This is a genomic window from Lysinibacillus sp. FSL K6-3209 (assembly GCF_037976175.1).
GTDB classification, from domain to species: Bacteria; Bacillota; Bacilli; order Bacillales_A; family Planococcaceae; genus Lysinibacillus; species Lysinibacillus sphaericus_D.
This window is the reverse complement of sequence record NZ_CP150264.1, coordinates 1,571,333-1,596,324: the sequence shown is the minus strand read 5'-3', so window position 1 is coordinate 1,596,324 and position 24,992 is coordinate 1,571,333. Positions and strand designations below refer to the sequence as shown.

The window sequence follows — 24,992 nt, the reverse complement described above, 5'->3', positions numbered from 1 at the left end:
TCTTAATTATTTAGCTTGGGCTAAATCTGGTCTTAATTTGATTGCATCATTTAAATAAATATGCTTTACATCTTTTTGCGCCATTTCTACATTCGCATGAATTAACACACGAATACATAATGGCAGAGCTCCAGGCACGTCCATTTCATGCATACACATAACAGGCACATACTGCCATCCTTCCATTAACCTTACAGCACGCGCTGGAAACGCTGATGTAATATCTGGCGTTGTCGAAATGACAATAGAAGCAATATCCTCTACTGTAACATCGTTTGCTGCCACTACTTCACGTACTAATCTAGCTGTCTCATCCCAAACAAACTCTGGCTTGTCCAATTCAATTGTAATTGCGCCTCTTAATCCACGAATCATCCAAGCACCTCCGCTAATAATTGGCGGAATTCAGCATCTATCTCTTTGCATTCTGCTAACTCAATTGGTCGTACAAAAGGTTTCCCGATTTCTTCCAGTAAAACAAATTGTAGTACGCCATATTCCGCTTTTTTATCTTTTAATAAATACGTTGTTAACTGTTCAAATGAATAATCATTCACCGCTTCAAAAGGATAGCCATTTTTTACAGCAAAATGTAAAAATGCTGTTGTAAAGTCACGATTTAGCTTACCATATCGCTCACTAAGTAAAAGACAATACACAAGACCAATCATCACTGCCTCACCGTGTGCGACTTTCCCATAACCTGCTGCTGCTTCAATGGCATGGCCATATGTATGACCTAAGTTTAAATATTTGCGCACAGATTGCTCCGTTTCATCCTCGGATACAATTTTCGCCTTTACTTCAATGCCCGCCTTTAGCTGTTGAGCCAATTCCGTTGTACTAAAATGAATAACTGATTCAGCCGCCATTAATTGCTGTAGCCAGGAAGCATTTGATATCATTGCGTGTTTAATGACTTCAGCTGTCCCCGAACGCACCTCACGCTCAGGTAAACTCTCAATAAAGGCCGTATCGAATATGACCCCTTCAGGCTGGTAGAAAGCACCAATCATATTTTTGCCTAGTGGATGATTGATGGCTGTTTTACCTCCAACGGCTGAGTCATGTGCTAAAATCGTCGTTGGGATTTGAATAAACGGTACCCCTCGCATATAGGTAGCTGCAACAAAGCCTGTTAAATCGCCAACTGCTCCGCCACCAAAGGCAAAAATAAATGATTTTCGTGAACATTTTTGTTCAAGTAAGAAAGTTTGTGCTGCATTGTATTGTTCAAACGTTTTACAAGCTTCACCACCCGGTAGCACAAAGACCTCAAAGTCATATGGGAAATGGCCCTTAAAATATTCCCCTTGGGCAGCCCACACATTGGCATCTGTAAAAACAATGAGTTTATCTGCTTTTTGCAGTTTATCGTCAAATGTTTTGACTGCTTCAGCTAAAAAATTATGCCCAAGCACTACTTCATACTGATGTGATGTTGTCGCTACTGGTACACGCATATATCAAAACTCCTTTGCGTAACGGCGTTGTTCTTCAATTTGAGCTTGTAGTTGTGGCAATTGATCTCCGTGGAATTGTTCCATAATCGCACTTGCTATTTCCCAGGCAATAACATGTTCAGCAACAACTGATGCCGCCGGTACTGCACAGCTATCAGAACGTTCAACGCTTGCTTTAAACGGTTCTTTTGTTTCAATATCAACACTTTGCAAAGGTTTATATAGCGTTGGAATAGGCTTCATAACACCGCGAACGACAATTGGCATACCTGTTGACATACCGCCTTCTAAGCCACCCAGTCGATTCGTTGCACGTGTATACCCTTCTTCTTCTGACCAAATAATTTCGTCATGTACTTCTGAACCTTTGCGACGAGCCATTTCAAAACCAATACCAAATTCAACACCTTTAAAGGCATTAATTGATAACATAGCGGCCGCTAATTTCGCATCAAGCTTGCGATCGTAATGCACATAAGAGCCAATACCAGCTGGCATACCTTCAACAATTACTTCAACAACACCACCGATAGAGTCACCTGCTTTTTTCGCTTCATCGATTGCCTCCACCATTTTTGCAGAAGCAACAGGGTCTACACAGTAACATGGATCTGCTTCAACAATTGTACGAATTTCTGCTACTGATTTCCCTTCAATTACAGAAGTGTCTGCCTTAATGCCTACGATTTCTGTAACATGTGACACAATTGATATACCAAGCTCATTTAATAATGCTTTAGCAACGGCACCAACAGCGACGCGGACAGTTGTTTCACGCGCAGAAGAACGCTCTAAAACATTGCGTAAATCGCGATGCCCATATTTCATACCGCCTACTAAATCTGCATGACCAGGACGCGGACGTGAAATCTGACGCTTTATATCTTCTGGATTGATATCCTCTGCCAATGGTTCTGCCCCCATAATTTTTGTCCAATGCTTCCAGTCATCATTTGTGACAACAAGCGCGACAGGAGAGCCAAGCGTTTGTCCGTGGCGCACACCACCTACTATTTCTACTGTATCCGTCTCAATTTGCATACGGCGACCGCGGCCATGCCCTCCTTGACGACGTTTTAAATCATGATTAATTTTCTCTGCTGTAATTGGTAAAAGTGACGGTAAACCCTCAATTATCGTTGTTAATTGCGGTCCGTGTGATTCTCCTGCTGTTAAGTAACGCATAAACGCTTTCTCCCTTCAACTCGCTAAAGTATGTATTTTTCACTATAACATATATTCTCTAAAAAAACAGTCCTTTTACAAATGTCATACCACCTTGACATTAATACGTTCAAATAGACAGCACAACATTATATGCGAATATTCTGAACGATTCATTTAAAAAAAGAAGGTTTTCTAGTAACACATCCAACTCTTAACGCTACACATTCTCCTGGAAATTATCGGCAGTGAAATGGTTAACTTAATAAAAAAATACGCTTTTTGCTTATGACAAGCGAAAAGCGTACGATCATCTATGTCTAGTGTCTTGGCAATTTATGTACGTGACAGTCATCTTGTTCACTGTACGAATGCTTTTCATCATATAGTTTGCTATTTTTTTCGATAGAAGAATGTATCCTCTACTTCAAAGTCATAACGCGAAGGATTAAATATTTGCTCCGTTGAGCCGACAAATAAAATACCATCTTGTCGTAATGCTTTACTGAAGTTTGCATAGATTTGATCCTTTGCTTCTTCGGTAAAGTAAATCATCACATTGCGGCACACGATAAGATCATAATTGGCATCATAATGATCGTTAAGCAGATTATGCTTTTTAAAGGTCACACAACGTTTAATTTCATCTTTCACTCGGTAGAAGCTTCCCTCTTGCTCAAAATACTTCGCCTGAATATCTTTTGGTACCTCTGCTAAAGAACGCTCTGGATAGACACCCAATTTAGCTTTTTGAATAACATTTTCATCTAAATCTGTGGCGATTATTTGAATTTGCGATAACGGCACTAATTGTGATAATACCATTGCTAATGAATAAGGTTCTTCCCCAGTAGAACAGGCAGCACTCCAAATTTTTAAACGCTTGTTCGATTGCAATAACTTTGGAAAAATTTTCTTTTGCAATACTTCCCAGCGCTTTCCATTTCGATAAAACTCTGAAACATTAATGGTCATACGATCTAGAAATTCATTCATTAAATCGCGATTTTGCTCAAGCGCCTTTAAAAAATCAACAAAATTACGATATCCCTTTTTCTCATAGAGTGAAGTTAATCGTCTTTTCATTTGCGCTTCTTTATATAACGCTAAATCAATACCAGTTTTGCGCTTAATACCTTCTACAAATTGTTCATAATCTGACATACGGTCATCTTCCCCTCTAGCGTCGTATTTCCATTATAGCGGAAAAATGCCTTTACTGAAATAGTCTTTCATGTGTATTCAAAGTTACCTCGTTGTATTTTTCTTCTCTTCTAATAGTAGCACTTTCGAATGTTCCAATTCTAGTCGCAGTTTTTCGGTTTCTTTTGTATATGATTCCAATCTTAGCTTCTCTAACTCCACTTCTTGTTCGATTGTCTTTAATTTAAGTTTTTGCCCCTTTGTACGCGCATCAGTAAATATTCCAGCCAAAGCGACCATTATGCCACCAATAATAGCAACAATAGCGATTTCCATAATTTCTCTTCCCCCTATCTATAAAGATTATACGATAAAACAAGCAAATAGTTTCCTTTTTTAAGTGTACTCCATTCATTTTCTAATTAAGCAACAATGAAAAATTAGTTCGAGGAAAAACATACGTCTTTTGTTATAGACATCAAGCGTTTTCTCCCAACACAGCGTCCAATACAATAAAAGGCATCAAAAGAGAAAAAGTGTTAGATTGACTGCCATCAATCTAACACTTTTTTGCTATGCCGTTGTTGTCCGCTACGGCGGTGCTTTCCGCTCAACACAGTAAGCCGCAACCCTCGCTAACGCGCGGAATGCCAGCGTCTAACATTATGTGCTGTTCTGAGCTGGAGTCACCGCCTTCGCTACCAACAACTAGTGAACACTTCTAATTTTTTTATTGCAAAAGCAAGAATAGCTAAGGTCTCCATATAGCAAAAAATTATGAACACCTTTCGTCTGTTTCTTAAATTTTTTGAGTTATGTCCCAGCTCCAGTCTATTACCATATTAATATAACTGTTAAATTTTCACACGATAATCTTTTAAATTTTCCCTTAACTTAGCTTTCATAAATTTGCCAACGGATGTTTTCGGCACTTCATCTAAAAAAACAACATCATCGGGAATCCACGTTTTATGGAACTGTGTTCGCAAACTATCGAGCAGTTCCTCCTTCGTAATGGAATCTTTATATTCAGGCTTAGGAACGACACATGCCAGCGGACGTTCCAACCATTTCTCATGTGGAATGGCCACCACTGCCGCTTCAAACACTTTCGGATGTGTCATTAATGCATTTTCAAGCTCCACAGATGAAATCCATTCCCCACCACTCTTAATCAAATCTTTTGTACGATCTGTAATTTTAATATAGCCGTCAGGGGTCATCACCGCAATATCTCCCGTATATAGCCACCCATCTTTAAAAGCTTCTGCCGTGCGCTCGTCTTTATAATATTCACTAGCAATCCAAGGGCCTCTAATTGTAATTTCCCCCATCGTCTTGCCGTCCCATGGTACCTCACCATGTTCATTAACGATTCGCATATCAAGAAGTGGCATCGTAATCCCTTGCGTTGTGCGAACGTGCATCTTTTCGTCTGTCGAATAGTGTTCCATATGTGATAAGTACGTCGATAAGCTAACAAGCGGTGATGTCTCGGTCATTCCGTAGCCCGTGAAATACGGAATTTTTTGTTCTTCTTCAAAACCACGCACAAGACCAATGGGCGATGCGGAGCCACCACAAATAACGGAACGCAACGACGATAAATCACGTGGTTGTTGACGTTGCGCTTGTAACACACCAAGCCAAATCGTTGGAACGCCTGCTGTTAATGTTACTTTATACTGTTCAATTAAATCGGCTAATAGCTGTGGTGTAAACATCGGTCCAGGTAGTACTTGAGTAGCCCCAAATAACACACTAGCAAACGGTAAACCCCAAGCATTGGCATGAAACATTGGGACGACCGGTAACACGACATCACGTTCACATATAGCGATGCTATCAGACAGCCCAGCTGTAATGCTATGAAGAACAATGCTCCGATGTGTATAGACAACACCCTTTGGCATGCCTGTTGTTGCACTTGTATAGCACATGCCAGCAGGCGCATTCTCCTCTATATCATCTGGAAATTCAAAATCACCATTTGCCTCTGCAAGTAGTTCTTCATAGGAAAGTACATTGGGTAGTGGCGAGTTTTGCAATTCAACGGCATCCCCCATCACGATAAAATGCTTCACCGTTTTAAGCTGGGACACGATTGGTGCAATAACAGGTACTAGATTTTCATCAATAAGCAAAATTTCATCTTCTGCATGATTTATCACATACACGATATGCTCAGGCGCCAAGCGAATATTAATCATATGCAGTACTGCACCAGCACACGGTACGGCAAAATAGGCCTCTAAGTGACGATGATGATTCCAAGCAAAAGTGCCAACTTTTATCCCTCGGTCCATGCCAAGTGTCGTTAAAGCATCCGCTAATTTACGAGTACGAATAGCAAACTCTTTATAAGTAAACTCATGAATCATTGTAGGGCTTGTACGCGAATAGATTTTTTTCGCATGAAAGAATCGTTCTGCCCGACTTAAAAAACTTGTCAGTAGTAAAGGTGTATCCATCATATGCATAACATCGCTCCCTTTCATTATCCTGACGTTTATCACGCCCTAATTAAACCGAAGCTGACCGCTGCTACAAAACATTCGTTTTTATCGACGACTATTCTTTTTACATCATAAGTACTTAAATTTTTTTATTTCGGTTGCATTCGTATCGCACCATCAAGGCGAATGACCTCGCCATTAAGCATAACATTATGAATGATACTTTCTACAAGCAGTGCATATTCGGATGGTTTGCCAAGACGTTTAGGAAACGGTGTCATAGTTGCTAGTGCTGTACGAGCTGGTTCAGCTAGCGACGCAAACATCGGCGTTTCAATTAGCCCAGGCGCAATCGTCATTACTCGTATGCCTAGCTCTGCAAGCTCACGCGCAATCGGCAATGTCATCGCCGCTACTCCACCCTTTGAGGCACTATAAGCTGCTTGTCCAATTTGACCATCAAATGCAGCCACAGATGCTGTATTAATCATAACGCCTCGCTGCCCATCTTCATCAGGCTTATTATGCTGCATTTGTTCGGCTGCAAGACGAATAACGTTAAATGTGCCAATTAAATTGACAGCTATCACTTTTGAAAATAATCCAAGGGCATGGACACCACGTTTTGAAATGACTTTACTAGCATCCGCAATCCCTGCACAGTTAACAGCAACATTAATCAGTCCAAATGTTGCTATCGCATGTTCAATCCCCGCTGCCACATCCGCTTCCTGTGTCACATCAACACGGACATAGCGGACATTTTCACCTAATTCTTGCACGAGTGTCTGCCCTCTCTCATCATTGACATCAAAAATAACAGCTTTGCCACCTTCTTCAACAATTTTCCGGACAGTTGCCTCCCCTAAGCCTGATGCACCACCTGTTACAATTGCTACAACTTCATGACATTTCATCCCACACAACCCCTTTACATTTTTTCAATAATTGTGGCATTTGCCATGCCCATACCTTCGCATATAGCAATAAGGCCATAGCGTAAATTTTCACGTTGCATCCGATATACCATTGTCGTTAACAACTTCGTACCTGTTGCTCCTAATGGATGTCCTAAAGCAATGGCACCACCATCTGGATTTAGCTTTGCTGGGTCTGCACCGATGTCATGTAACCAAGCAAGTGGCACAGGGGCAAATGCTTCGTTGACCTCATACGTATCTATTTCTTCAATTGTCAGTCCTGCACGTTTCAAGGCTTGTCTTGTAGCCTCGATTGGACCTGTAAGCATAAGCGTCGGATCAGAGCCTACCACAACACGTGTGACAATTTTTGCAAGCGGTTGAATGCCAAGCTCTTGTGCTTTTTCTAACGACATCAGCACGACAGCCGATGCCCCATCACTCATTTGGCTAGCATTTCCGGCTGTAATAACCCCTTGCTCTTGAAAGACTGTTTTTAAGTCTTTTAATCGTTCAATAGTTGTATCTGCACGCGGTCCTTCATCGACTTCAAATATGGTAACCGTTCCGTCTTCTTGTGTTATATGAACAGGCATAATTTCCTGTTGAAAATGACCTGCCTCAATAGCTGCTAAAGCTCGTCTATGACTTTCATAAGCAAAATGATTTAAATGGTCTTTTGAAAATTGCCATTTTGCCGCCATTTTCTCAGCTGATAGCCCCTGATGAATAATCGTAAAATTTTCGTGTAAGCGTTTGCCTTTATGAGCACTCTGCATATTTGAAAACATTGGCACCCTTGTCATACTTTCTACACCACCAGCAATAACAATATCCATATCACCTGCTAAGATAGCTTGTGCGCCAAAATGCACAGCTTGCTGGCTAGAACCGCATTGACGATCAATCGTGACGCCAGGAACTTTCTCTGGGAAGCCTGCCATTAATAACGCTGTGCGGGCAATATTTGCACCTTGCTCACCTGATTGCGTCACACAGCCGAAAATAACATCCTCCACTTGACCTTTGTCAATCCCAGCACGGTTTACTACTTCTTGTAGCACATCTGCTGCTAAATCATCTGCACGTACATCCTTTAAAGCGCCTTTACTACGTCCAACTGCGGTACGAACAGCTGCTACTATTACTACTTCTCTCATATAACTACCCCTTTTCTAAAACGTTTCTGTCATTCCCCTTAATGCATTACGTTTAAGTTTATTTGCTTGCTAGAAAATATATACCGCTTTATGAAACTATTTACTAGCAACAAATTATCTGAATATTATAGCATTTATCCCCAAAATATTATAGCTTATAAGGATTGCACTCACAGCCAAAACAGATGGAAAGTTTGTAAATTCATTTGACTTTCAATAGCTATTTTGTCACTTATCATAGCGCCTTCCATTGTTATGCTTTCTCCAAGGGTGTCAAGAAAGGATTTATTAAACATAAAAAAGAAAAGATGACTTTTATAGTCACCTTTTCACTTGTAAGTAGCAATTTAGTTATTGAATGTTTGTTCGTAACGGTGGAAGAATGCCACTGTGTGCGCTCTTGCTAGAGAATCATTTGGTTTAAACTCTTCATTTGTTTTAGTAGTTGTTAAACCATTATCACGAAGGAATTTAATAGCTTCTGACTGAGATACAGTCTTACCATAATGCATTGAAGCTAAGATACGAGCGAAGTTACCCCGTGTAATATCCTTCCCTGCAATGGCTTGTTTGGATGCTGTGTTTGCACCTAGAACTGGTAGAGAGTATTTTGTAGCCAGTTGGTAGTTTACGTCTCCATACCATGAAGTATTAGCTATCGTTGAAGCTAGTTCTGATGGTTTGAAGTAACGGAATAGGATAGATAACATTTGGTTTTCCGTTAAGTTCGTGTACGGTTTAAGTAAGTTTTCGTACTTACCTGTTGATGGGTTTTTCACATTTGGGTATCCACTGATGATACCGATATTGACTGCCCACTTAAAATCCTCAGCCCAATATTGGTTTGCATTGTAATCAGCAAACTTTGATACATCAATGTTGCCCGTTGTGGGCGGTGTTACTGGAGGTGTTGGTGTTGATGTTGAAGCTGAGTAGTTTAAATAACTTGATGCTACATAGCCTTCTGTCCCGTCACTTCTTTTCACAGGATACCAAACAAAATGGTTTTTCTTCGTTGATACTTTTTCATATTCAAAAGGACCCGTAATGGTAACAACTTCACCTTCACGTAAAGTACCCAAAGAAGGACTATCCGTAGTAGGTCTTGTCCTAATTGTTACATTCGTTATTGCACTAACTTTTTGATTTGTTTCAAAAAAATACTTAGATTTTGTTAATGGTAAATCAAAATCATAGTGCAACGTTGAAAATTTAATATTTTCCCTGCTGTTAGAGTCATATTGAAAATGTTCACGTGAAAAAGGTAGCTCTGTTAAGTCTATTAATTCCAATTTATTAATAATTCGGAGTATTCTTTCTTGATAGGCATTGGTATTTCTTTCACCAGTTGCTTGAACAATTGGACTATTTACTGGCTTAGTACCGTTATAAGCCATGATAGCGAAGTACCAATGTTCCAGTACATCTCTTTGTCCACCGTTGATGCTAGGTAAATCCTTTCGCTTAAACATATTATCTAAAGTCTCTACACCAGCTTGAATATTATAGACAATATCGCTTTTTAGTCTATCTTGATTGTAGCCTGCTTGATTTGTAATTTGCATAATGCCAATTCCATTATCAGCTGTCACAATTGCTTCACCATTCTTATCAAAATGACGCCAATTTCCACTTTCACCTTCCGCTATTGCCTTCACAATTTCAGGAGGAACATCATAATTCAGTGCTGTTTCAGTTAACAAACAGTTCATTGTGGAATAATCAGGGTTTACTTTCGATGCCGAATCATACGCACATGTATTTGCAATATTATTAGCGAATACATTTTTATCGATGTTGATAGATAGAGAGAGGGTACCAATGGCAATAACACTAATCAATGGTTTCAATATCTTTTTCATATATGATCATTACACTTCCTTTCATATTATTTAAAGTTAAAAGATTCATATATATGTTATCATAAACCCAATATTTGAGATAGAGGTAATAGTCATTTTTTCCTTATTTTAACATTAACTAACGATAAGTGATAGCTCAAACATATATTGTTTAATTTTAATTCGGTGAAATGTTTGTACATAGTGATTGTTGGATTTTTACTTATCGTGAAATAGATAAGCTTCCTAAAGTCCATTGAAACAAGCCCAAGCAAAATCTATCAACTCATACAAGCTCGTTAAATGACTCTGTAAGTTTGCTACAATTGTTGTAGTAAGCTGGCTGACTCAAAGTTAAAAAAATAGAACTTTGTCACACTCCTTATTACAACCAAGAGCGTGTTTGCTTTGTCGCTTCTTATATTTATTCATTAATCTTATTCATATAGAAAAAGCACACCAACTTAATGATAGGCTATCGCAATCTCATCATAATTTGTTTTATAATCTCGCACTTTTACGCACCCATTTATTCACCCCCCATGGTTGATTTATCTTGATGTTTGTCCATAACTTTGAGTTATTACCAGCCATTATCGTGACACTTGCTTAAAACAGCTTTAAACGACCATATAAAGAAGTGTCCTTCACATTTTCAAAACTTGATAAATATTGATCAATTTTTCATTATTAATTTTATGTAGATATTCAACTTCGGTAACCTCAATAAAACGCTTAAAATTATAGTTATACCTATCAATTGTCCTTGGTCTTAATCCACTTAGTCGCCATTGTTGATTTAAAATTTGTGTTGCGTATTGAATTGTTATATTTATGTCGTCCAACTCATCAAAAGTATCCATTTTAACTATTGAATTATTGATTTTTTTCACCATTTCTTTGGTTGTTTTTCAGTTTTGCTAGTCAAAAAGCTAAATCAATGTTTGCGTTCACTTTATTGAGAGATTTTGACAAATAAAAAACCCTCTAACATTTTTTGTTAGAAGGTAAAAGTTACATCGGAAAATAGATGATTTTTTTATTGAGTTCTATTCGTAGTTTTTTCGCTACGCTTCTTCGAAGTGCGAATTAAACTAAATCTTCACCGAAGAATAAGCCGATTTCGCGCTCTGCAGATGCAAGAGAGTCAGAACCGTGGATGATGTTGTGAGATACAGTTGTAGCGTAATCACCACGGATTGTACCTGGGTTAGATTCTTCTGGTTTCGTAGCACCCATCATTGTACGTGCAAGTTTAATTACGTTTTCGCCTTCCCATACCATAGCGAATACTGGACCAGAAGTGATGAAGTCTACTAATTCACCGAAGAATGGACGTTCAGCATGCTCAGCATAGTGTTTTTCAGCTAATTCTTGAGGAATTACCATTAATTTAGCGCCTTTTAATACAAAACCGCGACGTTCAAAACGGTCAACGATGTCACCTACTACTTGTCGTTCTACGCCATCAGGCTTAACCATTAAAAAAGTTTTTTCGATTGCCATGTTTAAAACACTCCTTAAATTCGTCTAACAGGTTTTACACCTACCGATAAATATTAACAAAAAATAAGCTTTAGCACAACAAAAAGCTAGAATTTACGCTTGCCCATAAACAAAGCGATGTCACGAAGCTTTTTCTTAATTGGATGTTTTGGTAAAGCATCTATTTCTTGTAAAGCTTTTTTCAAATACTTATCACTCATTTTATTAGCTTGTGTAATTGCGTCAGATTTACGCACATACTGCAACATATTTTGGCGCTCAAGCTCCGTTAATGTCCCTGCAAACACTTTTGCTAAATAAGGTTGCATTTGAGGATCATCTTTTAATAACAAAATCGGCAATGTAATATTACCTTGCAATAAGTCACTACCTGCTGGCTTCCCTAATTCTTTATCTGTCGCCATAATATCTAATACATCATCGATTATTTGAAAGCTCATACCAACAAAGTAGCCAAAGCGTTTCAAATGGCTTACTGTTTTTGCATCAACACCTGCTGCCACTGCACCAATCTCACAGCTTGAAGAAATAAGTAATGCCGTTTTTCGTTTAATACGTCTGAAGTAATCCTTTAAGCCCTGATCCAATCTAAACTTGTCCTCAATTTGTATCACTTCGCCATTGCAAATTTCCACCATTGTACGTGCCAAAATTTGATGAACAAGTGGATCCTCTAGCTTTGTGATGTACTCAAGTGCACGTGCAAAAATAAAATCGCCCGTGTACATTGCTACTCTGTTATTCCATTGGGATTTGACAGTTGGACGTCCTCGTCGCATATCGGAATCATCAATCACATCATCATGCACTAGCGACGCCATGTGAATGAGCTCTAAAGGCACAGCCACATTTTTCATCTTTTCGATATCATAATCGCCAAATTTTGCGCCAAGCAACACAAAAATTGGTCGGATTCGTTTGCCACCAGCTTGTAATAAATGGAGAGAAGCATCGTTAATTAAATGCGAAGACGAATTCACCGCTTTTTCTAATTCTTGTTCGATGATATCAATATCTGACTTCAAATCGGAATAGAGTAGTTTTAACTTCATCTTTTCCACGCTTGAAAACCTTCCCCCATTAACGTACCTTTTTAAAGCCCATATGCATTGCCGCAGCACCGCCACTGTATGCTTTGTACGTTACTTTTTCTAAACCTGCCTGTTCAAACATTGCCGCTAGCTTCTTCATACCTGGGAAATCATTTGCGGATTCCTGTAACCAAGAATACTCTTTATAACTTTTTGCAAAAATTTTACCAAATATCGGCATAATATATTTAAAATAAAAACGGAATAGTTGTCGATAGCCAGGTATTTCTGATTGAGATGTTTCTAAACATACAACCATGCCACCCGGTTTAACAACACGATTCATTTCTTTTAACACTTGTAAATAATCAGGAACATTGCGTAGACCAAAACCAATCGTCACATAATCAAATGTATTGTCTGGAAATGGTAATTCCATTGCATTTCCTTGTATCAGTTCTATTTGCGGGTAAGGCGTTATTTTTTTTTCGCCCACTTGCAGCATGTTATGACTGAAATCCAGTCCCTTAACTTCGCCACTTTCTCCAACTGCCTCAGCTAGTGCAATTGTCCAGTCAGCTGTGCCACAACAAACATCTAGCGCTTTCGATCCAGGCTTGACAGCCATGCGCTTCATCGTGTCGTTGCGCCAGCCTACATGCATTTGGAAGCTAATTACACCATTCATTTTGTCATAGCTTTCAGAAATACTTTCAAATACTTCGTGAACGTGCTCTTCTTTTGATTTAGCCATTTTAGAAAAACCTCTCTTATCCGTTTGTAGAAGCAATCGATGCATCTACACGTGCTTGTAGAGCTTGTTTTACATCACTTTGTAAAAATGATGCTTGTGCTATTACTTGCAACAGCTCTGTTTTTAAGCGGGCAATTTTATCTTGTAAGACGCTATTGAAGGTCGCACCTGTTTGTAATGCACTTTGTTCCAGCACTTTACTCATCAATGATTTTTGTCCACGTTGATACATAGCCCATTCTCTTTCTAATCGTAAGATCAATAAGCTCTTCTCCATTATTGGAATATACTGATGCAATGCATAGAGCTCAAAAAATTTCGCAATTAAACCTGACTCGATATTGCTAATTGAAGAACACCATTGTTCCACTGTACGCTGTTTTGCCTCATACACTTTTATTTGATGTTCGCAACGTGACACGATACCTTGTGATAAATTCCGAATTAATGCGACATTTCCCGACATTGCTAAAATTTCATAATACCGGCCACTATAAAAATCACCAGCTAAAACGGTTAGCTGCTGTTCTTTTGAAGTGGCATCTAATTCTTTTATATGATCATGTGCCGCTAGCGCTGCATATACAATTCCAACAGTTATTGCAGCTTCCCTTTGCTCTTGTTGCCACTCTTCTCCATTCAAGAAGGGCACTAACAAGTAAAACAGTTGATTTTCATCGAGCACAGGCGCTCCTGTGTATTTTTGCAAAGTTCTATGACGAACATCCATGAAAATCTCTGTTTTTAACTGTGCAATTGAATTTTGAATGTATGTTGCATTCATAGACCTTACTCCATTTCACTTTCAAATACGTTCATCATCAACATGACTTAACGCTTGCTTACTGAGTCATTATAGCATAAGCATCGTTTCGGAATAAAAAGTTTTTGCTTTCACCAACACGAACGGGCAGTAGAACCCTACCAAGGAAAGTACAAGAAAAAAATGGTAGGAAATCTACTTGCCCGTAAAAGTCAGTTTCACCAACACATATTACTTTTTTCATATGCGTTCGGCACATCTGCAGATTATAACTAACCAGTCACCAGCACTGTATGTTGACTCTACCGATGGAAGCTAATTTACATGACTATGCTACTTTTTACCTTCACTTTGGATAATACCATGTGCTGTATGGATTTGTGCTTTGCCACGAATTTTCATGGCAGATGTATGCTCGGTAAATTGAGCAATCATTACTTCCCCTGCATCTAATTTTTCAGAATGATGGAATTTTGTATCTGTACCACGTGTTAAGCCAATTACATGTACACCATCTTCTTCTGCCTGTATTACTATATAATCTTGCGCCATTGTCTGTACACTCCTTAAATCCGACAAATTCTTAGTCCATCATAACATAATTAGACATGCAGTTTAAGACATTTGAATAAATGACAAGACTTCTCTACGTTTTACCTCATCTTGTTCATAAATGCCACGTGCCACTGACGTTACCGTTTTAGATCCAGGCTTTTTCAGTCCACGCATAGTCATACACATATGTTCTGCTTCAATTACGACATAAACCCCTTTAGGAGATAGCATGTCCATAATTGTATCGGCTACTGATGATGTAATTCGTTCTTGTAATTGCGGACGACGTGCAATCGTTTCTACCGCGCGGCCTAATTTACTTAGTCCCGCTACAATGCCGTCGTTTGGTATGTAAGCGACATGTGCTTTGCCGTAAAATGGCACTAGATGATGCTCACACATTGAGTAAAATGGGATATCTTTTACAAGCACTAGTTCTTCATGATCCTCATGGAAAACCGTTTTGAAATAATCTTTCGCATCTTCATGTAAGCCACTAAACATTTCAGCATACATTTTAGCAACTCGTTTTGGTGTATCGAGTAATCCTTCACGATTCACATCTTCGCCCACAGCTTCTAAAATCATTTTCACTGCTTCTTCTATTTTCAATAAATCTACATTCGACATTCGTAAAAACCCTCCTGCGTATCAAAACATTACACATTTCCCTATGCATCGTAGCATATCCAAAAGTTAAGCGCAAAACGACTTACTTGAATTAAAAGAAATTCAACATAACTTCTGTAATTAGGCATTGACTGCCATAATTGTTTCCAAATTTTATATTCAAGTTTGCGCAAAAAGCTCCTTTTAAATTCTATGTATCCTTCTAAAGCGTTTAACTTGATTCAATCTTTGATGGAATGCTTGCTCTAATCAGTTCCTATTTGGCATTTATCCTCGTTTTTAGCGAAAGACGACTTCTGGTGAAGCAAATTATCGTTTTCGTTCATCATGCTATGTATACAAATTTCGATTTCAAAAAAGCCATTTTATAAATTAAGTTAAAAAGAGCAGCCCTCATGCTCGTTTACATGAAGACTGCTCTATGTAACTACTAGACGTGTATTATTTTACAGCATCTTTAAGCGCTTTACCTGGTTTGAAAGCAGGTACCTTGCTAGCAGCGATTTCGATTTCTTTACCAGTTTGTGGATTACGACCTTTACGAGCCGCACGTTCACGTACTTCAAAGTTACCAAAACCAATTAATTGTACTTTGTCACCCTTTGCAAGAGCATCTTGAATTGTATCAAATACAGCTTCAACTGCTTTAGAAGCGTCTTTTTTAGAAAGACCTGCAGCTTCAGCAACAGAGTTTACTAATTCTGTTTTATTCACACCATTCACCTCCTCTCAAAGGGTCATGAACCAATTCTGTAAAAAGAGTAACACATAGAAAACCGCGACGCAACTGTATTCATTCATGATTATAACCAAAAAATGCGTTTTTCACCCAAAAAACAAAAATAACAGGACTTTTCGCATAAATACGAATAGTCCTGCACTATTTTTTTGCTCAGTATTTTCCATTTTATCTCTATAAAATAAATGTCACTAATCCTCTATCACCTTCATTCACCATACGCTCAATTGTTTGACGCATACGTTTTTTAGCTGTAGGTGGTACTGCATTCATTTTATAGCGTATGCCCTCTTTTAACACTTCATGCAACGGCGTACCGAAAAGTTGTGTTTGCCAAAGTGCCTCACGATCATGTAAATAGGCATGATTTAAATCCTTTAGTAACTGCTGACTGTGGAATTCAGAACCAATAAGTGGCGCAAATTCTGATTCCATATCAACACGTATAATATGATAAGATGGCGCTTTTGCTTTCATACGTACGCCGTAGAAATTATTTTGTTTAATTAGTTCTGGAGCAGTTGGTTCGAATTCTTGCATCATTGGCAATGTTACGCCATAACCACTATTATCTGCTTCAGTAATGGCATCTTTAAAGCGTTTTTGGGCTTCTTTCGCTTCAGCAGCCTCTTTTATAAATAACAACCAATCTCGTTTTGACTCAATCGGCTCATCTAACCATTCATTACAAACTGCTTTATATAATTCACCTTGTAATGACACACGAATAACTGCTGTACCGATTCCTGAATCAACATGCACCACTTCACTTTGATCGATAAAATCAATCGCTTTAAAGGCATCAGAAGCTTGTTGCACGTCTCTAATTTTCATCACAGACGAAAGCACTTCTTCCATCGAATCAATTAATGCCACGTTTAGTGGATGGGTAGCATCAAGGACGTCGAGCCAATCTGGTTTTTCAACCTCAATCGTCCGAATTGGAAACTCAAATAATGCCTCTTGTAAAATATATTGAATATCTGAAGCACGCATTTGATCGATTGAAATCGCAATTACTGGAACATTATAACGTTCAAATAGCTCATTTCGAAGCTGTACCGTTTCTTCTCTTGCGGGCATTTGACAATTTAACACAATGACAAAAGGCTTGCCAATTTCGGTTAATTGCGCAACAATTTCTTCTTCCGCTTTTTCAGCAGCACGGCGGCTGATACCATTAACTGTTCCATCTGTTGTCACAACAATCCCGATATTCGCATGGTCACGAATTACTTTATCTGTACCGATTTTTGCTGCTTCCTGGAATGGGATCGGCTCCGTATGCCAAGGTGTATGCACGTATTTCGGACCATTTTCATCCTCATAGCCCTTTGTACCTTCAATCACATAACCGACGCAATCCGCTAAACGAATTTGGAATGTCATTTCATCTTCGCCAACCGCAATGCGAGTCGCTTGAGCAGGCACAAACTTCGGCTCAGCAGTCATGATAACTGGGCCTGGCGAGCTTTGTGGCAGCTCGTCCTGTGCTCGCATTCTTTCTGTATCATCCACAATATTCGGCAATACTACAGCTTCCATTACTTTTTTTACAAATGTTGATTTACCTACCCGAACTGGACCAACAACACCAATATAAACATCGCCATTTGTGCGCTCTGCAATTTCTTTAAATACTGCTTCACTCAAGGTTTCTGCCTCCTTTATCTACGCTTTTTCACTATATGCGCCCATGCAGAGAAATATGAAAATATATGAGAATTGTTTGAGTGACTGGCACATAAAAAAAATCCCCAATCATTAGACCAACATCTAATGATTGGGGTGAAAAACAGGTGAAAAACTTATTTTGATTCAGTAGCTTTGCTTTCTTCTTCTTGCGCTGCTTTAGCTTCTTCCTTAGCTTTTTTGACATCCGCTTGATAGGCATCCATCATATAAGTTGGCTCTCCGTTTTCATCCACAGTATAGGGCACTGAATAAGCTGGAACAACAGGATACTTTTCGACAAGCAATTGACGAATATCATCCCCTGGTTTCACATCTGGCTTGTCTTCTTTTAAAAGTTGGCCTAAATCAATGGAATAATCCACATGCATTTCGCCATCACCAGTCATAAAAATTGGTAATTCAGCACCTGAATACGGACTTTTCACCGTCACTTCTGATTTGTAGCCTAATTTTTCAAAGTTAATTTGGTACACATTATCGGCAATTGCACCCTTAGTCGGGATATATTGCGTACCCAATTTTCGAATATTAATCTCTCGCATGCGCTCAGCAGAGTTTAAGTCTACTAATTTAACTTCGGCACTGTTTTCTGGATCCCAAATAATGTATTGATAAATACCGCCCTTTTCATAGGCATTCCCAGGAATTTGAGCAATATATTTTGGCATAAGCTTTTCAAAATCGATTAAATATTTTATATAAATATCTGTATCCATTTCACTGTTTTTAATTGGCACAAGGCCACCAGTCGCTTCACGATATTCATTGACAGCACGTTGTACGGCTGCTAATTGGTCGACATCTGGTACTTGGTTTGCGGCTTTTTCTTCCTCAGGATAGGCACAGCCCCCTAACAATACGGCAATTGCCACTGTTAAAAGAAAAGCATTTAGTTTTTTCATAACACGTTCTTCCTCCTTTTTAAGGCCATGTGGCAATAATCAGTACCATTAAAAATGTTCCAAGTCCAAACAGTATGTATGCTAATAAATTTACGATTGTACGTAAAAAACCATTTGAAATTTTATTGCGGCCTAAATAAATTAAACCAACCGACAAAATCATAAAGCCGATACAATAAAAAGATACCCACATGACATCTAGTGCAGGCATATGTGCTAACGGACCCATTTTAGTCTACCACCTTTCTTCAATGACACGAGACAATCAACGTTTATTATACTATGGGCAACTTCAAAAAAGAAATGGCGCTGTAGCAAAAAAGAAAATAGCTTAAAGACTTATTTGAAAATACTATTTTTTTGATATACTAATAAAATTGAAGAGATGCATTACAGAATAAAACAACAGCTGTATTCAACTATATCCTCATGGAAATTATAACATATATTCACTAAATAGAGAGAGGATTATGGACATTTAAAGGACTTTTTACACAGTTTAGTTATGAGTAAAGTACTAAAAATTATATTTCCCTTTTGCCATTCAAATTAAAAAAGGTATCTCACAGTGTGTCTGAGATACCTTTTTTTGTGTCCATTTCATGACAAATTCTTGCTGTTTAATAAATTGAACGTTACGGTGATTTAGTGCATCATTTCGTCAATTTCACGCTTTTTCATACGCATCATCAATGCATCAACCGCCACTTTTGGCTCTACATCGTTAAACAATACACCATAAAGTTCTGTTGAAATCGGCATTGCCACATTATATTTTTCTGCCAATTGATAGGCTGCCTTCGTTGTTCGTACGCCTTCCACTACCATTCCCATTTGATCGAGTACTTCTGGCAGTTTCATGCCTTTACCTAACATATTTCCAGCACGCCAATTACGAGAATGCACGCTTGTACATGTTACGATTAAATCACCCATACCTGTCAGTCCCGCAAATGTGAATGGATTTCCGCCCATTTTGACACCTAAGCGCGTAATTTCAGCGAGTCCACGTGTAATTAGTGCCGCTTTTGCATTATCACCATAATTTAGACCGTCTGTAATGCCTGCCGCTAACGCTATCACGTTTTTTAACGCCCCACCCATTTCTACGCCTATAACATCCTCATTCGTATAAACGCGGAAAAATTGATTCATAAACAAATCTTGTACTTTTTCAGCTGCTTCAATATTGGCACAAGCTGCCGTAATCGTTGTCGGATGATGCAATACGACTTCCTCTGCATGACTTGGCCCCGAGAGTACTACAATTTCTTCAATAAATTCAGTTGGCAAGCTTTCAGCCAAAATTTCAGATATACGTTTTAGTGAGTCAGGCTCAATTCCCTTTGATACATGGACAAATAATACTTTTCTGTCTAATGTAGCAGTCATCTTTTCACAAACTTCTCGAATAGCCTTCGTTGGCACTGCTACAATTATTGTATTTGAATGTGCTACTGCCTTTGCAATATCATTCGTTGCATGTAAATTCTCCGGTAAGAGCGTTTCAGGTAAATACTTTTTATTTGTATGCTGCGCATTAATTTCTTCAGCCTGATCTGCTCTATGTGTCCAGACAAGCGTATCGTGTCCATTTTCCGCAAGTACCATTGCTAGTGCCGATCCCCATGAGCCTGCTCCTAGTACACAAACTCGTTCCATTGTTATTCCCCCTTTTAATTCCTACAGGTTAATCGCGAAAAGACCATATGTGTGCTACACATATTTTAACCAATTAGTGATTTAGCCTAGTCCTTTGAAAAAAGACGCCACCCAACAACAATTGTCGGGTTGGCGTACTGAATGTGTAATATGTTAAATTATGCACGGGCACGTGTAATTAAACGAATTGGCGTCCCTTCAAAATCGAATGTTTCACGAATTCTATTTTCTAAAAATCGCTCATAAGAGAAGTGCATTAATTCTGTTTCGTTGACGAATACCACAAACGTTGGTGGTTGAATCGCCACTTGAGTAGCATAGTAAATACGTAAACGGCGACCTTTGTCAGTCGGCGCTGGGTTACGTGCCACAGCATCTTCAATCACTTCATTCAGAATAGACGATTGAATACGCATTGCATGATTTTCACTTACGCGCTGCACAATCGGTAAAATTTGATGTACTCGTTGTTTTGTATTGGCTGATACGAAAATAATTGGAGCATAGTCTAAGAATAAAAAGTGCTCACGGATTTGCTGAGTAAAAACATTCATTGTTTTTTCGTCTTTTTCAATCGCATCCCATTTGTTAACGACAATAACAATTGCTTTTCCAGCCTCATGTGCATAGCCTGCAATTTTTTTATCCTGTTCCTGAATGCCCTCTTCAGCATTCAGAACAACTAATACAACGTCAGAGCGTTCAATGGCACGTAGCGCACGCAACACAGAATATTTTTCTGTCGTTTCGTACACTTTTCCTTTTTTACGCATACCGGCTGTATCAATAATGACGTATTCATGCCCATCATATTCGTAAGGTGTATCAATTGCATCTCGCGTTGTACCTGCAATGTTGCTGACAATAACGCGTTCTTGACCTAAAAAGGCATTGACGAGTGATGATTTCCCGACATTTGGACGGCCAATTAAAGAAAATTTAATTACGTCATCGCCATATTGGTTTTCATCCTCTTGAGGGAAGTGTTTTGCACACTCATCTAATAAATCCCCTAAGCCTAAGCCATGAGAGCCTGAAATTGGCCAAGGTTCACCAAAGCCAAGTGCGTAAAAATCATAAATCATTTCACGCATGTCCGGATTATCAATTTTGTTGACTGCAAGAACGACAGGCTTTTTTGTTTTGTATAAAATTTTTGCAACTTGTTCATCTGCTGCTGTTACGCCTTCACGGCCATTCGTCATAAATATAATAACGTCTGCTTCTTCAATAGCGATCTCTGCTTGTTGACGAATTTGTTCTAAAAACGGTTCGTCTCCAATTTCGATACCACCTGTATCAATAATATTAAAATCATGTGTTAACCACTCTGCCGAACTATAAATACGGTCACGTGTTACTCCCGGAATATCTTCTACAATCGAGACACGTTCTCCAACGATACGATTAAAAATCGTCGACTTACCTACGTTCGGACGACCTACGATGGCTACTACTGGTTTCGTCATCTGTACTTCATCCTTCCAACTTCTTATCTTTCGCTATTATACACGAAAAATGCCATTATATCATAACATATCCATCGAGGAGAGTACTTTTTACTTTTCTGCTCGACATAATCGTTGTTTTTTGTCCCAACGTGCTCTTTATTCCTCGTATTATTCACCTATTTATTTTCCTTTGCGCACGTGCCATTTCGCTTAGTATCACCAAATCGGCAAATTAACATGTAAACAAAGTAAGCCTCACCAAATAGGCTTCTGTAAGCAGCGAGCTAGACATGGCTTCACTCATTTATTAGGCAAATGCCATGGGTAGAAGCTCTTACTCGCTCACTAGAAGCGCAGTGATGGGGCTTGCATAGATTCATTCCTATGTAGCTTAATTATCATATGATGACAGACGAAAGCGAGGATACAACATCATATCCTCGCATGTCATGATTATTTAAAGTTTTTCAGTTGATCGCCGATGACATCACCAAGAGAGAAACCTGTGTTTTCTTCTGGTAATTCATAATCGATTACTTCTTCAGCCTCTGGATTTTCCAACAAATCTTTTATACTTAATGCTAGACGACCTTCGTCAACGTTAACATCCAGCACCTTCACCTGTACCTCTTGCGCTTCTTTTAACGCTTCATGTGGTGTGTTAATATGTTTGTGTGCAATTTGCGATATATGCACTAAGCCTTCCACTCCTGGGAACACTTCTACAAAAGCACCAAAGGACGTAAGGCGTTTGACTTTCCCTACAAGTACTGTGCCTTTCGCTGCACGCTCTTCAATATTCGACCAAGGTCCAGGAATTGTTTCCTTAATGGATAATGAGATACGCTCATTCTCTGGATCTACCGAAAGAACTTTCACTTTCACTTCTTGTCCTTCTGATAAAACCTCACTGACATCACTTACATGCTCATGTGATACTTGTGAGATATGGACAAGCCCATCGATACCACCAAGGTCAATAAATGCACCAAACGATGCTATCCGTTGCACTTTACCGTCTAATACATCCCCAGCTTTAATTTGATTAATGACATTTTTCTTCTGAGACGCTTTCTCAGATTCAACTACAGCTCGATGTGATAAAATTAAGCGATTTTTTTCTTTATCTAGCTCAACAATTTTAAAGTTTAATACTTTTCCTTTATAATCTTCAAAATCATCAACAAAATAATCTTCTACTAAGGATGCCGGAACGAAGCCACGTACTCCTAAATCAACAACAAGACCACCTTTAACAATATCCTTTACTTCCGCTTCGAAAACTTCCTCAGCAGCAAATTGTTGTTCTAGTGTATCCCATGCTTTTAAGGCATCTACTTTACGTTTTGATAATACATAGTTTCCTTCTTCAACTTTTGTAATCATCAATTCTAACTCATCCCCAACGGAGATTGCGTCAGACGCTTTTTCAATGTGTAAGCTCGATAATTCACTTATTGGTACGATACCGTCAAACGGTGCACCTGGAATTGAAACAGTTACCGCTTTTTCATCAACCTGCTCTGCAATACCTTTGACGATATCACCTTCGTTAAACGTTTGTTCTGCATAGTTCATTTCTTCAGACATATGTAACCCTCCTTCGCATCTTCCCTTACTATTTTATTCGATATTGAAGACAAAGACAAAAATAAATCCTTTAAATTCAAAAAATGTCTGAAATTTTAGGATTTATACCATTTTTTCTTGTGCTAATTTTAAAATGGCCTGTGCTGCGGCATCAATTGATAGCTCCGTTGTGTCTAAAAATATAGCATCCGCTGCTTGAATCAGTGGCGATGCTTCGCGCTCACTGTCCATTTTGTCGCGCAAAGCAATATCTTCTTGGAGCTTTTCTATTGAAGACGCTATCCCTCTTTTTTCATTGTCAATAAAACGACGTCTTGCACGTTCTTCTACAGTAGCAGACATGAAGATTTTGAGTTCAGCATTTTTTAACACATGCGTAGCAATATCCCGTCCATCCATCACAACACCACCATTTGCAGCAAGTTTTTGCTGCTGTGCGACCAACAATTCACGCACTTTGGCATGTGCAGCTACTTGTGAAACAGATGATGTCACTTCGTTAGAGCGAATTGCATCTGATACGTTTTCGCCGTCTAAAAAAACAAGTTGACCTTGAGGAGATGGCTTTAATTCAATTGAGCTAACTGCTAACATTGCTGCTAAGTTTGCTTCATCATCTAAATGTATGTTTTGTTGCATAGCTTTATACGTAACTGCTCGATACATTGCACCCGTATCGATATACGTGAATCCTAGTGATTCTGCAACGATTTTCGCGATTGTACTTTTTCCAGCTCCTGCAGGTCCGTCAATCGCAATTTGAATGTTTTTGTTCATTATGCTTCCCTACTTTCTTTCACACCATATTGTATCATACTAACAAAAAAAAGCCCTCTATTTGCAAGAGGGCTACTGTGATTTTAATCATCAAAAGGATTTAATTCTTTACGACGATTTACTAGCTGACGTTCGAAGCAGAAACGTACGATATGTTGTTGATCAATATCATCCGTATCTGTTAACTGAATGGTAGCAATTGTCTTATCTTCTTTTTCAAAAATCTTAACAACAGTAGCTTCTGTTACGACATAAATAACATCTCCATTGGCAAATGGTAAGACAATTGTTAACTTAACATCATCACCGTCTTTAAAAGCTACATCACCTTTCAAAATCAGTGCAATACCACCCGCACTTATATCCGCTGTTACTAGTTGATACTTAAATTCATTAAATTGAACTGCCACATCAACAGGTGTATCAACACGAACATATTCACGGCGTTGAATTTTAATAAATTCATCTTCTTGTGGGCAATGCAACATAATCATCGGTATATTGCCCGCCTTGCGTCCTATTACTTCTGTATTGAATGCATAGGAAAGCTTATCCTCTGTTCGAAAGGTTGCCCTAAATTCTGAACCATCTATTAAAAAAGCGGTTTTCTTTGTTACTACATTGGTTGGATAGTCAATATAAAGAATATTGTCTTTTTGTTCAACTACTTTACAGCGGAATTTCTCTATACGTTCTGTATAAGTAGGTTCTAGTTGTAATAGTGTTCCAATTTTTATTTCCATGAGCATCTCCCCGAACAATATATATACCTCCATTATCGCATGGGATG

The 24,992-nt window shown here is 38.7% G+C and carries 25 protein-coding genes; all 25 read right to left on the bottom strand.

Features of this window, described 5'->3' with window-relative positions; genetic code table 11:
* Window positions 1–6: 6 nt before the first annotated feature.
* The 25 genes from aroH to MHH88_RS07470 all read right to left on the bottom strand — a co-directional run bounded on the left by aroH (window position 7) and on the right by MHH88_RS07470 (window position 24,945).
* A complete protein-coding gene (gene aroH / locus MHH88_RS07590) occupies window positions 7–375 on the bottom strand; it encodes a chorismate mutase (RefSeq protein WP_069511770.1) in 369 nt (122 codons plus the stop codon).
* The gene (gene aroB / locus MHH88_RS07585; protein WP_069511772.1) at window positions 372–1,463 is read right to left on the bottom strand and encodes a 3-dehydroquinate synthase; all 1,092 of its coding nucleotides are present in this window, start codon (window positions 1,461–1,463) and stop codon (window positions 372–374) included. Before aroB ends, aroH begins: the two co-directional genes overlap by 4 nt.
* Before the next feature lie 3 nt (window positions 1,464–1,466).
* Entirely contained in the window at window positions 1,467–2,648 is a 1,182-nt protein-coding gene (gene aroC / locus MHH88_RS07580) for a chorismate synthase (protein WP_339262215.1), read from the bottom strand.
* A 372-nt stretch (window positions 2,649–3,020) separates the two neighbouring features.
* Complete coding sequence (locus MHH88_RS07575; RefSeq protein WP_339262213.1) at window positions 3,021–3,791, bottom strand: protein-glutamate O-methyltransferase CheR; 771 nt, start codon at window positions 3,789–3,791, stop codon at window positions 3,021–3,023.
* Window positions 3,792–3,875: 84 nt separating this feature from the next.
* The gene (locus MHH88_RS07570) at window positions 3,876–4,106 is read right to left on the bottom strand and encodes a hypothetical protein (RefSeq protein ID WP_024364274.1); all 231 of its coding nucleotides are present in this window, start codon (window positions 4,104–4,106) and stop codon (window positions 3,876–3,878) included.
* 518 nt (window positions 4,107–4,624) lie between these two features.
* Window positions 4,625–6,250 carry a long-chain fatty acid--CoA ligase gene (locus tag MHH88_RS07565; protein ID WP_339262211.1) on the bottom strand — a complete coding sequence of 542 codons (1,626 nt, stop codon included), beginning with the start codon at window positions 6,248–6,250 and terminating at the stop codon, window positions 4,625–4,627.
* Between the two features lie 125 nt (window positions 6,251–6,375).
* Complete coding sequence (locus MHH88_RS07560) at window positions 6,376–7,143, bottom strand: 3-hydroxyacyl-CoA dehydrogenase (protein ID WP_339262209.1); 768 nt, start codon at window positions 7,141–7,143, stop codon at window positions 6,376–6,378.
* Between the two features lie 14 nt (window positions 7,144–7,157).
* Window positions 7,158–8,306: a thiolase family protein gene (locus tag MHH88_RS07555; protein ID WP_339262207.1), complete on the bottom strand. Its 1,149-nt coding sequence runs from the start codon at window positions 8,304–8,306 to the stop codon at window positions 7,158–7,160.
* A 347-nt stretch (window positions 8,307–8,653) separates the two neighbouring features.
* Window positions 8,654–10,168 (bottom strand): SH3 domain-containing protein, encoded by a 1,515-nt coding sequence (locus MHH88_RS07550; protein WP_339262206.1) that lies wholly within the window; start codon window positions 10,166–10,168, stop codon window positions 8,654–8,656.
* Window positions 10,169–10,794: 626 nt separating this feature from the next.
* Window positions 10,795–11,010 carry a hypothetical protein gene (locus MHH88_RS07545; RefSeq protein WP_339262205.1) on the bottom strand — a complete coding sequence of 72 codons (216 nt, stop codon included), beginning with the start codon at window positions 11,008–11,010 and terminating at the stop codon, window positions 10,795–10,797.
* Between the two features lie 226 nt (window positions 11,011–11,236).
* Complete coding sequence (gene ndk, locus MHH88_RS07540) at window positions 11,237–11,653, bottom strand: nucleoside-diphosphate kinase (RefSeq protein WP_024364284.1); 417 nt, start codon at window positions 11,651–11,653, stop codon at window positions 11,237–11,239.
* A gap of 86 nt (window positions 11,654–11,739) precedes the next feature.
* Window positions 11,740–12,714, bottom strand: a complete 975-nt coding sequence (gene hepT / locus MHH88_RS07535; RefSeq protein ID WP_024364285.1) for a heptaprenyl diphosphate synthase component II — start codon at window positions 12,712–12,714, stop codon at window positions 11,740–11,742.
* A gap of 19 nt (window positions 12,715–12,733) precedes the next feature.
* Window positions 12,734–13,438 carry a demethylmenaquinone methyltransferase gene (locus MHH88_RS07530; protein ID WP_024364286.1) on the bottom strand — a complete coding sequence of 235 codons (705 nt, stop codon included), beginning with the start codon at window positions 13,436–13,438 and terminating at the stop codon, window positions 12,734–12,736.
* 16 nt (window positions 13,439–13,454) lie between these two features.
* Window positions 13,455–14,222: a heptaprenyl diphosphate synthase component 1 gene (locus tag MHH88_RS07525; RefSeq protein WP_069511788.1), complete on the bottom strand. Its 768-nt coding sequence runs from the start codon at window positions 14,220–14,222 to the stop codon at window positions 13,455–13,457.
* 312 nt (window positions 14,223–14,534) lie between these two features.
* Window positions 14,535–14,753, bottom strand: a complete 219-nt coding sequence (gene mtrB, locus MHH88_RS07520) for a trp RNA-binding attenuation protein MtrB (protein WP_069511790.1) — start codon at window positions 14,751–14,753, stop codon at window positions 14,535–14,537.
* A 63-nt stretch (window positions 14,754–14,816) separates the two neighbouring features.
* Window positions 14,817–15,386 (bottom strand): GTP cyclohydrolase I FolE, encoded by a 570-nt coding sequence (folE, locus tag MHH88_RS07515; protein WP_069511792.1) that lies wholly within the window; start codon window positions 15,384–15,386, stop codon window positions 14,817–14,819.
* Between the two features lie 441 nt (window positions 15,387–15,827).
* The gene (locus MHH88_RS07510; RefSeq protein ID WP_004232618.1) at window positions 15,828–16,100 is read right to left on the bottom strand and encodes an HU family DNA-binding protein; all 273 of its coding nucleotides are present in this window, start codon (window positions 16,098–16,100) and stop codon (window positions 15,828–15,830) included.
* 199 nt (window positions 16,101–16,299) lie between these two features.
* Entirely contained in the window at window positions 16,300–17,778 is a 1,479-nt protein-coding gene (gene spoIVA, locus MHH88_RS07505; protein ID WP_339262202.1) for a stage IV sporulation protein A, read from the bottom strand.
* A 155-nt stretch (window positions 17,779–17,933) separates the two neighbouring features.
* On the bottom strand, window positions 17,934–18,722 hold the full coding sequence (locus tag MHH88_RS07500; protein WP_069511794.1) for a hypothetical protein: 789 nt from the start codon (window positions 18,720–18,722) through the stop codon (window positions 17,934–17,936).
* A gap of 19 nt (window positions 18,723–18,741) precedes the next feature.
* On the bottom strand, window positions 18,742–18,951 hold the full coding sequence (locus MHH88_RS07495) for a DUF2768 domain-containing protein (RefSeq protein WP_024364291.1): 210 nt from the start codon (window positions 18,949–18,951) through the stop codon (window positions 18,742–18,744).
* A 416-nt stretch (window positions 18,952–19,367) separates the two neighbouring features.
* Window positions 19,368–20,384 carry an NAD(P)H-dependent glycerol-3-phosphate dehydrogenase gene (locus MHH88_RS07490; protein ID WP_069511796.1) on the bottom strand — a complete coding sequence of 339 codons (1,017 nt, stop codon included), beginning with the start codon at window positions 20,382–20,384 and terminating at the stop codon, window positions 19,368–19,370.
* A 158-nt stretch (window positions 20,385–20,542) separates the two neighbouring features.
* Complete coding sequence (gene der / locus MHH88_RS07485) at window positions 20,543–21,853, bottom strand: ribosome biogenesis GTPase Der (protein ID WP_024364293.1); 1,311 nt, start codon at window positions 21,851–21,853, stop codon at window positions 20,543–20,545.
* 435 nt (window positions 21,854–22,288) lie between these two features.
* Entirely contained in the window at window positions 22,289–23,425 is a 1,137-nt protein-coding gene (rpsA, locus tag MHH88_RS07480) for a 30S ribosomal protein S1 (protein WP_069511798.1), read from the bottom strand.
* 102 nt (window positions 23,426–23,527) lie between these two features.
* Entirely contained in the window at window positions 23,528–24,202 is a 675-nt protein-coding gene (gene cmk / locus MHH88_RS07475; protein WP_339262200.1) for a (d)CMP kinase, read from the bottom strand.
* Between the two features lie 83 nt (window positions 24,203–24,285).
* A complete protein-coding gene (locus MHH88_RS07470) occupies window positions 24,286–24,945 on the bottom strand; it encodes a flagellar brake domain-containing protein (RefSeq protein WP_069512138.1) in 660 nt (219 codons plus the stop codon).
* Between the last annotated feature and the right edge of the window lie 47 nt (window positions 24,946–24,992).

What these genes read in the sequence shown, in the direction of transcription:
- aroH (WP_069511770.1), bottom strand. Translation starts at nt 375, where the DNA reads ATGATTCGTGGATTAAGAGGCGCAATTACAATTGAATTGGACAAGCCA.
- aroB (WP_069511772.1), bottom strand. Translation starts at nt 1,463, where the DNA reads ATGCGTGTACCAGTAGCGACAACATCACATCAGTATGAAGTAGTGCTT.
- aroC (WP_339262215.1), bottom strand. Translation starts at nt 2,648, where the DNA reads ATGCGTTACTTAACAGCAGGAGAATCACACGGACCGCAATTAACAACG.
- MHH88_RS07575 (WP_339262213.1), bottom strand. Translation starts at nt 3,791, where the DNA reads ATGTCAGATTATGAACAATTTGTAGAAGGTATTAAGCGCAAAACTGGT.
- MHH88_RS07570 (WP_024364274.1), bottom strand. Translation starts at nt 4,106, where the DNA reads ATGGAAATCGCTATTGTTGCTATTATTGGTGGCATAATGGTCGCTTTG.
- MHH88_RS07565 (WP_339262211.1), bottom strand. Translation starts at nt 6,250, where the DNA reads ATGCATATGATGGATACACCTTTACTACTGACAAGTTTTTTAAGTCGG.
- MHH88_RS07560 (WP_339262209.1), bottom strand. Translation starts at nt 7,143, where the DNA reads ATGAAATGTCATGAAGTTGTAGCAATTGTAACAGGTGGTGCATCAGGC.
- MHH88_RS07555 (WP_339262207.1), bottom strand. Translation starts at nt 8,306, where the DNA reads ATGAGAGAAGTAGTAATAGTAGCAGCTGTTCGTACCGCAGTTGGACGT.
- MHH88_RS07550 (WP_339262206.1), bottom strand. Translation starts at nt 10,168, where the DNA reads ATGAAAAAGATATTGAAACCATTGATTAGTGTTATTGCCATTGGTACC.
- MHH88_RS07545 (WP_339262205.1), bottom strand. Translation starts at nt 11,010, where the DNA reads ATGGATACTTTTGATGAGTTGGACGACATAAATATAACAATTCAATAC.
- ndk (WP_024364284.1), bottom strand. Translation starts at nt 11,653, where the DNA reads ATGGCAATCGAAAAAACTTTTTTAATGGTTAAGCCTGATGGCGTAGAA.
- MHH88_RS07530 (WP_024364286.1), bottom strand. Translation starts at nt 13,438, where the DNA reads ATGGCTAAATCAAAAGAAGAGCACGTTCACGAAGTATTTGAAAGTATT.
- MHH88_RS07525 (WP_069511788.1), bottom strand. Translation starts at nt 14,222, where the DNA reads ATGAATGCAACATACATTCAAAATTCAATTGCACAGTTAAAAACAGAG.
- mtrB (WP_069511790.1), bottom strand. Translation starts at nt 14,753, where the DNA reads ATGGCGCAAGATTATATAGTAATACAGGCAGAAGAAGATGGTGTACAT.
- folE (WP_069511792.1), bottom strand. Translation starts at nt 15,386, where the DNA reads ATGTCGAATGTAGATTTATTGAAAATAGAAGAAGCAGTGAAAATGATT.
- MHH88_RS07500 (WP_069511794.1), bottom strand. Translation starts at nt 18,722, where the DNA reads ATGAAAAAACTAAATGCTTTTCTTTTAACAGTGGCAATTGCCGTATTG.
- MHH88_RS07495 (WP_024364291.1), bottom strand. Translation starts at nt 18,951, where the DNA reads ATGGGTCCGTTAGCACATATGCCTGCACTAGATGTCATGTGGGTATCT.
- MHH88_RS07490 (WP_069511796.1), bottom strand. Translation starts at nt 20,384, where the DNA reads ATGGAACGAGTTTGTGTACTAGGAGCAGGCTCATGGGGATCGGCACTA.
- der (WP_024364293.1), bottom strand. Translation starts at nt 21,853, where the DNA reads ATGACGAAACCAGTAGTAGCCATCGTAGGTCGTCCGAACGTAGGTAAG.
- rpsA (WP_069511798.1), bottom strand. Translation starts at nt 23,425, where the DNA reads ATGTCTGAAGAAATGAACTATGCAGAACAAACGTTTAACGAAGGTGAT.
- cmk (WP_339262200.1), bottom strand. Translation starts at nt 24,202, where the DNA reads ATGAACAAAAACATTCAAATTGCGATTGACGGACCTGCAGGAGCTGGA.
- MHH88_RS07470 (WP_069512138.1), bottom strand. Translation starts at nt 24,945, where the DNA reads ATGGAAATAAAAATTGGAACACTATTACAACTAGAACCTACTTATACA.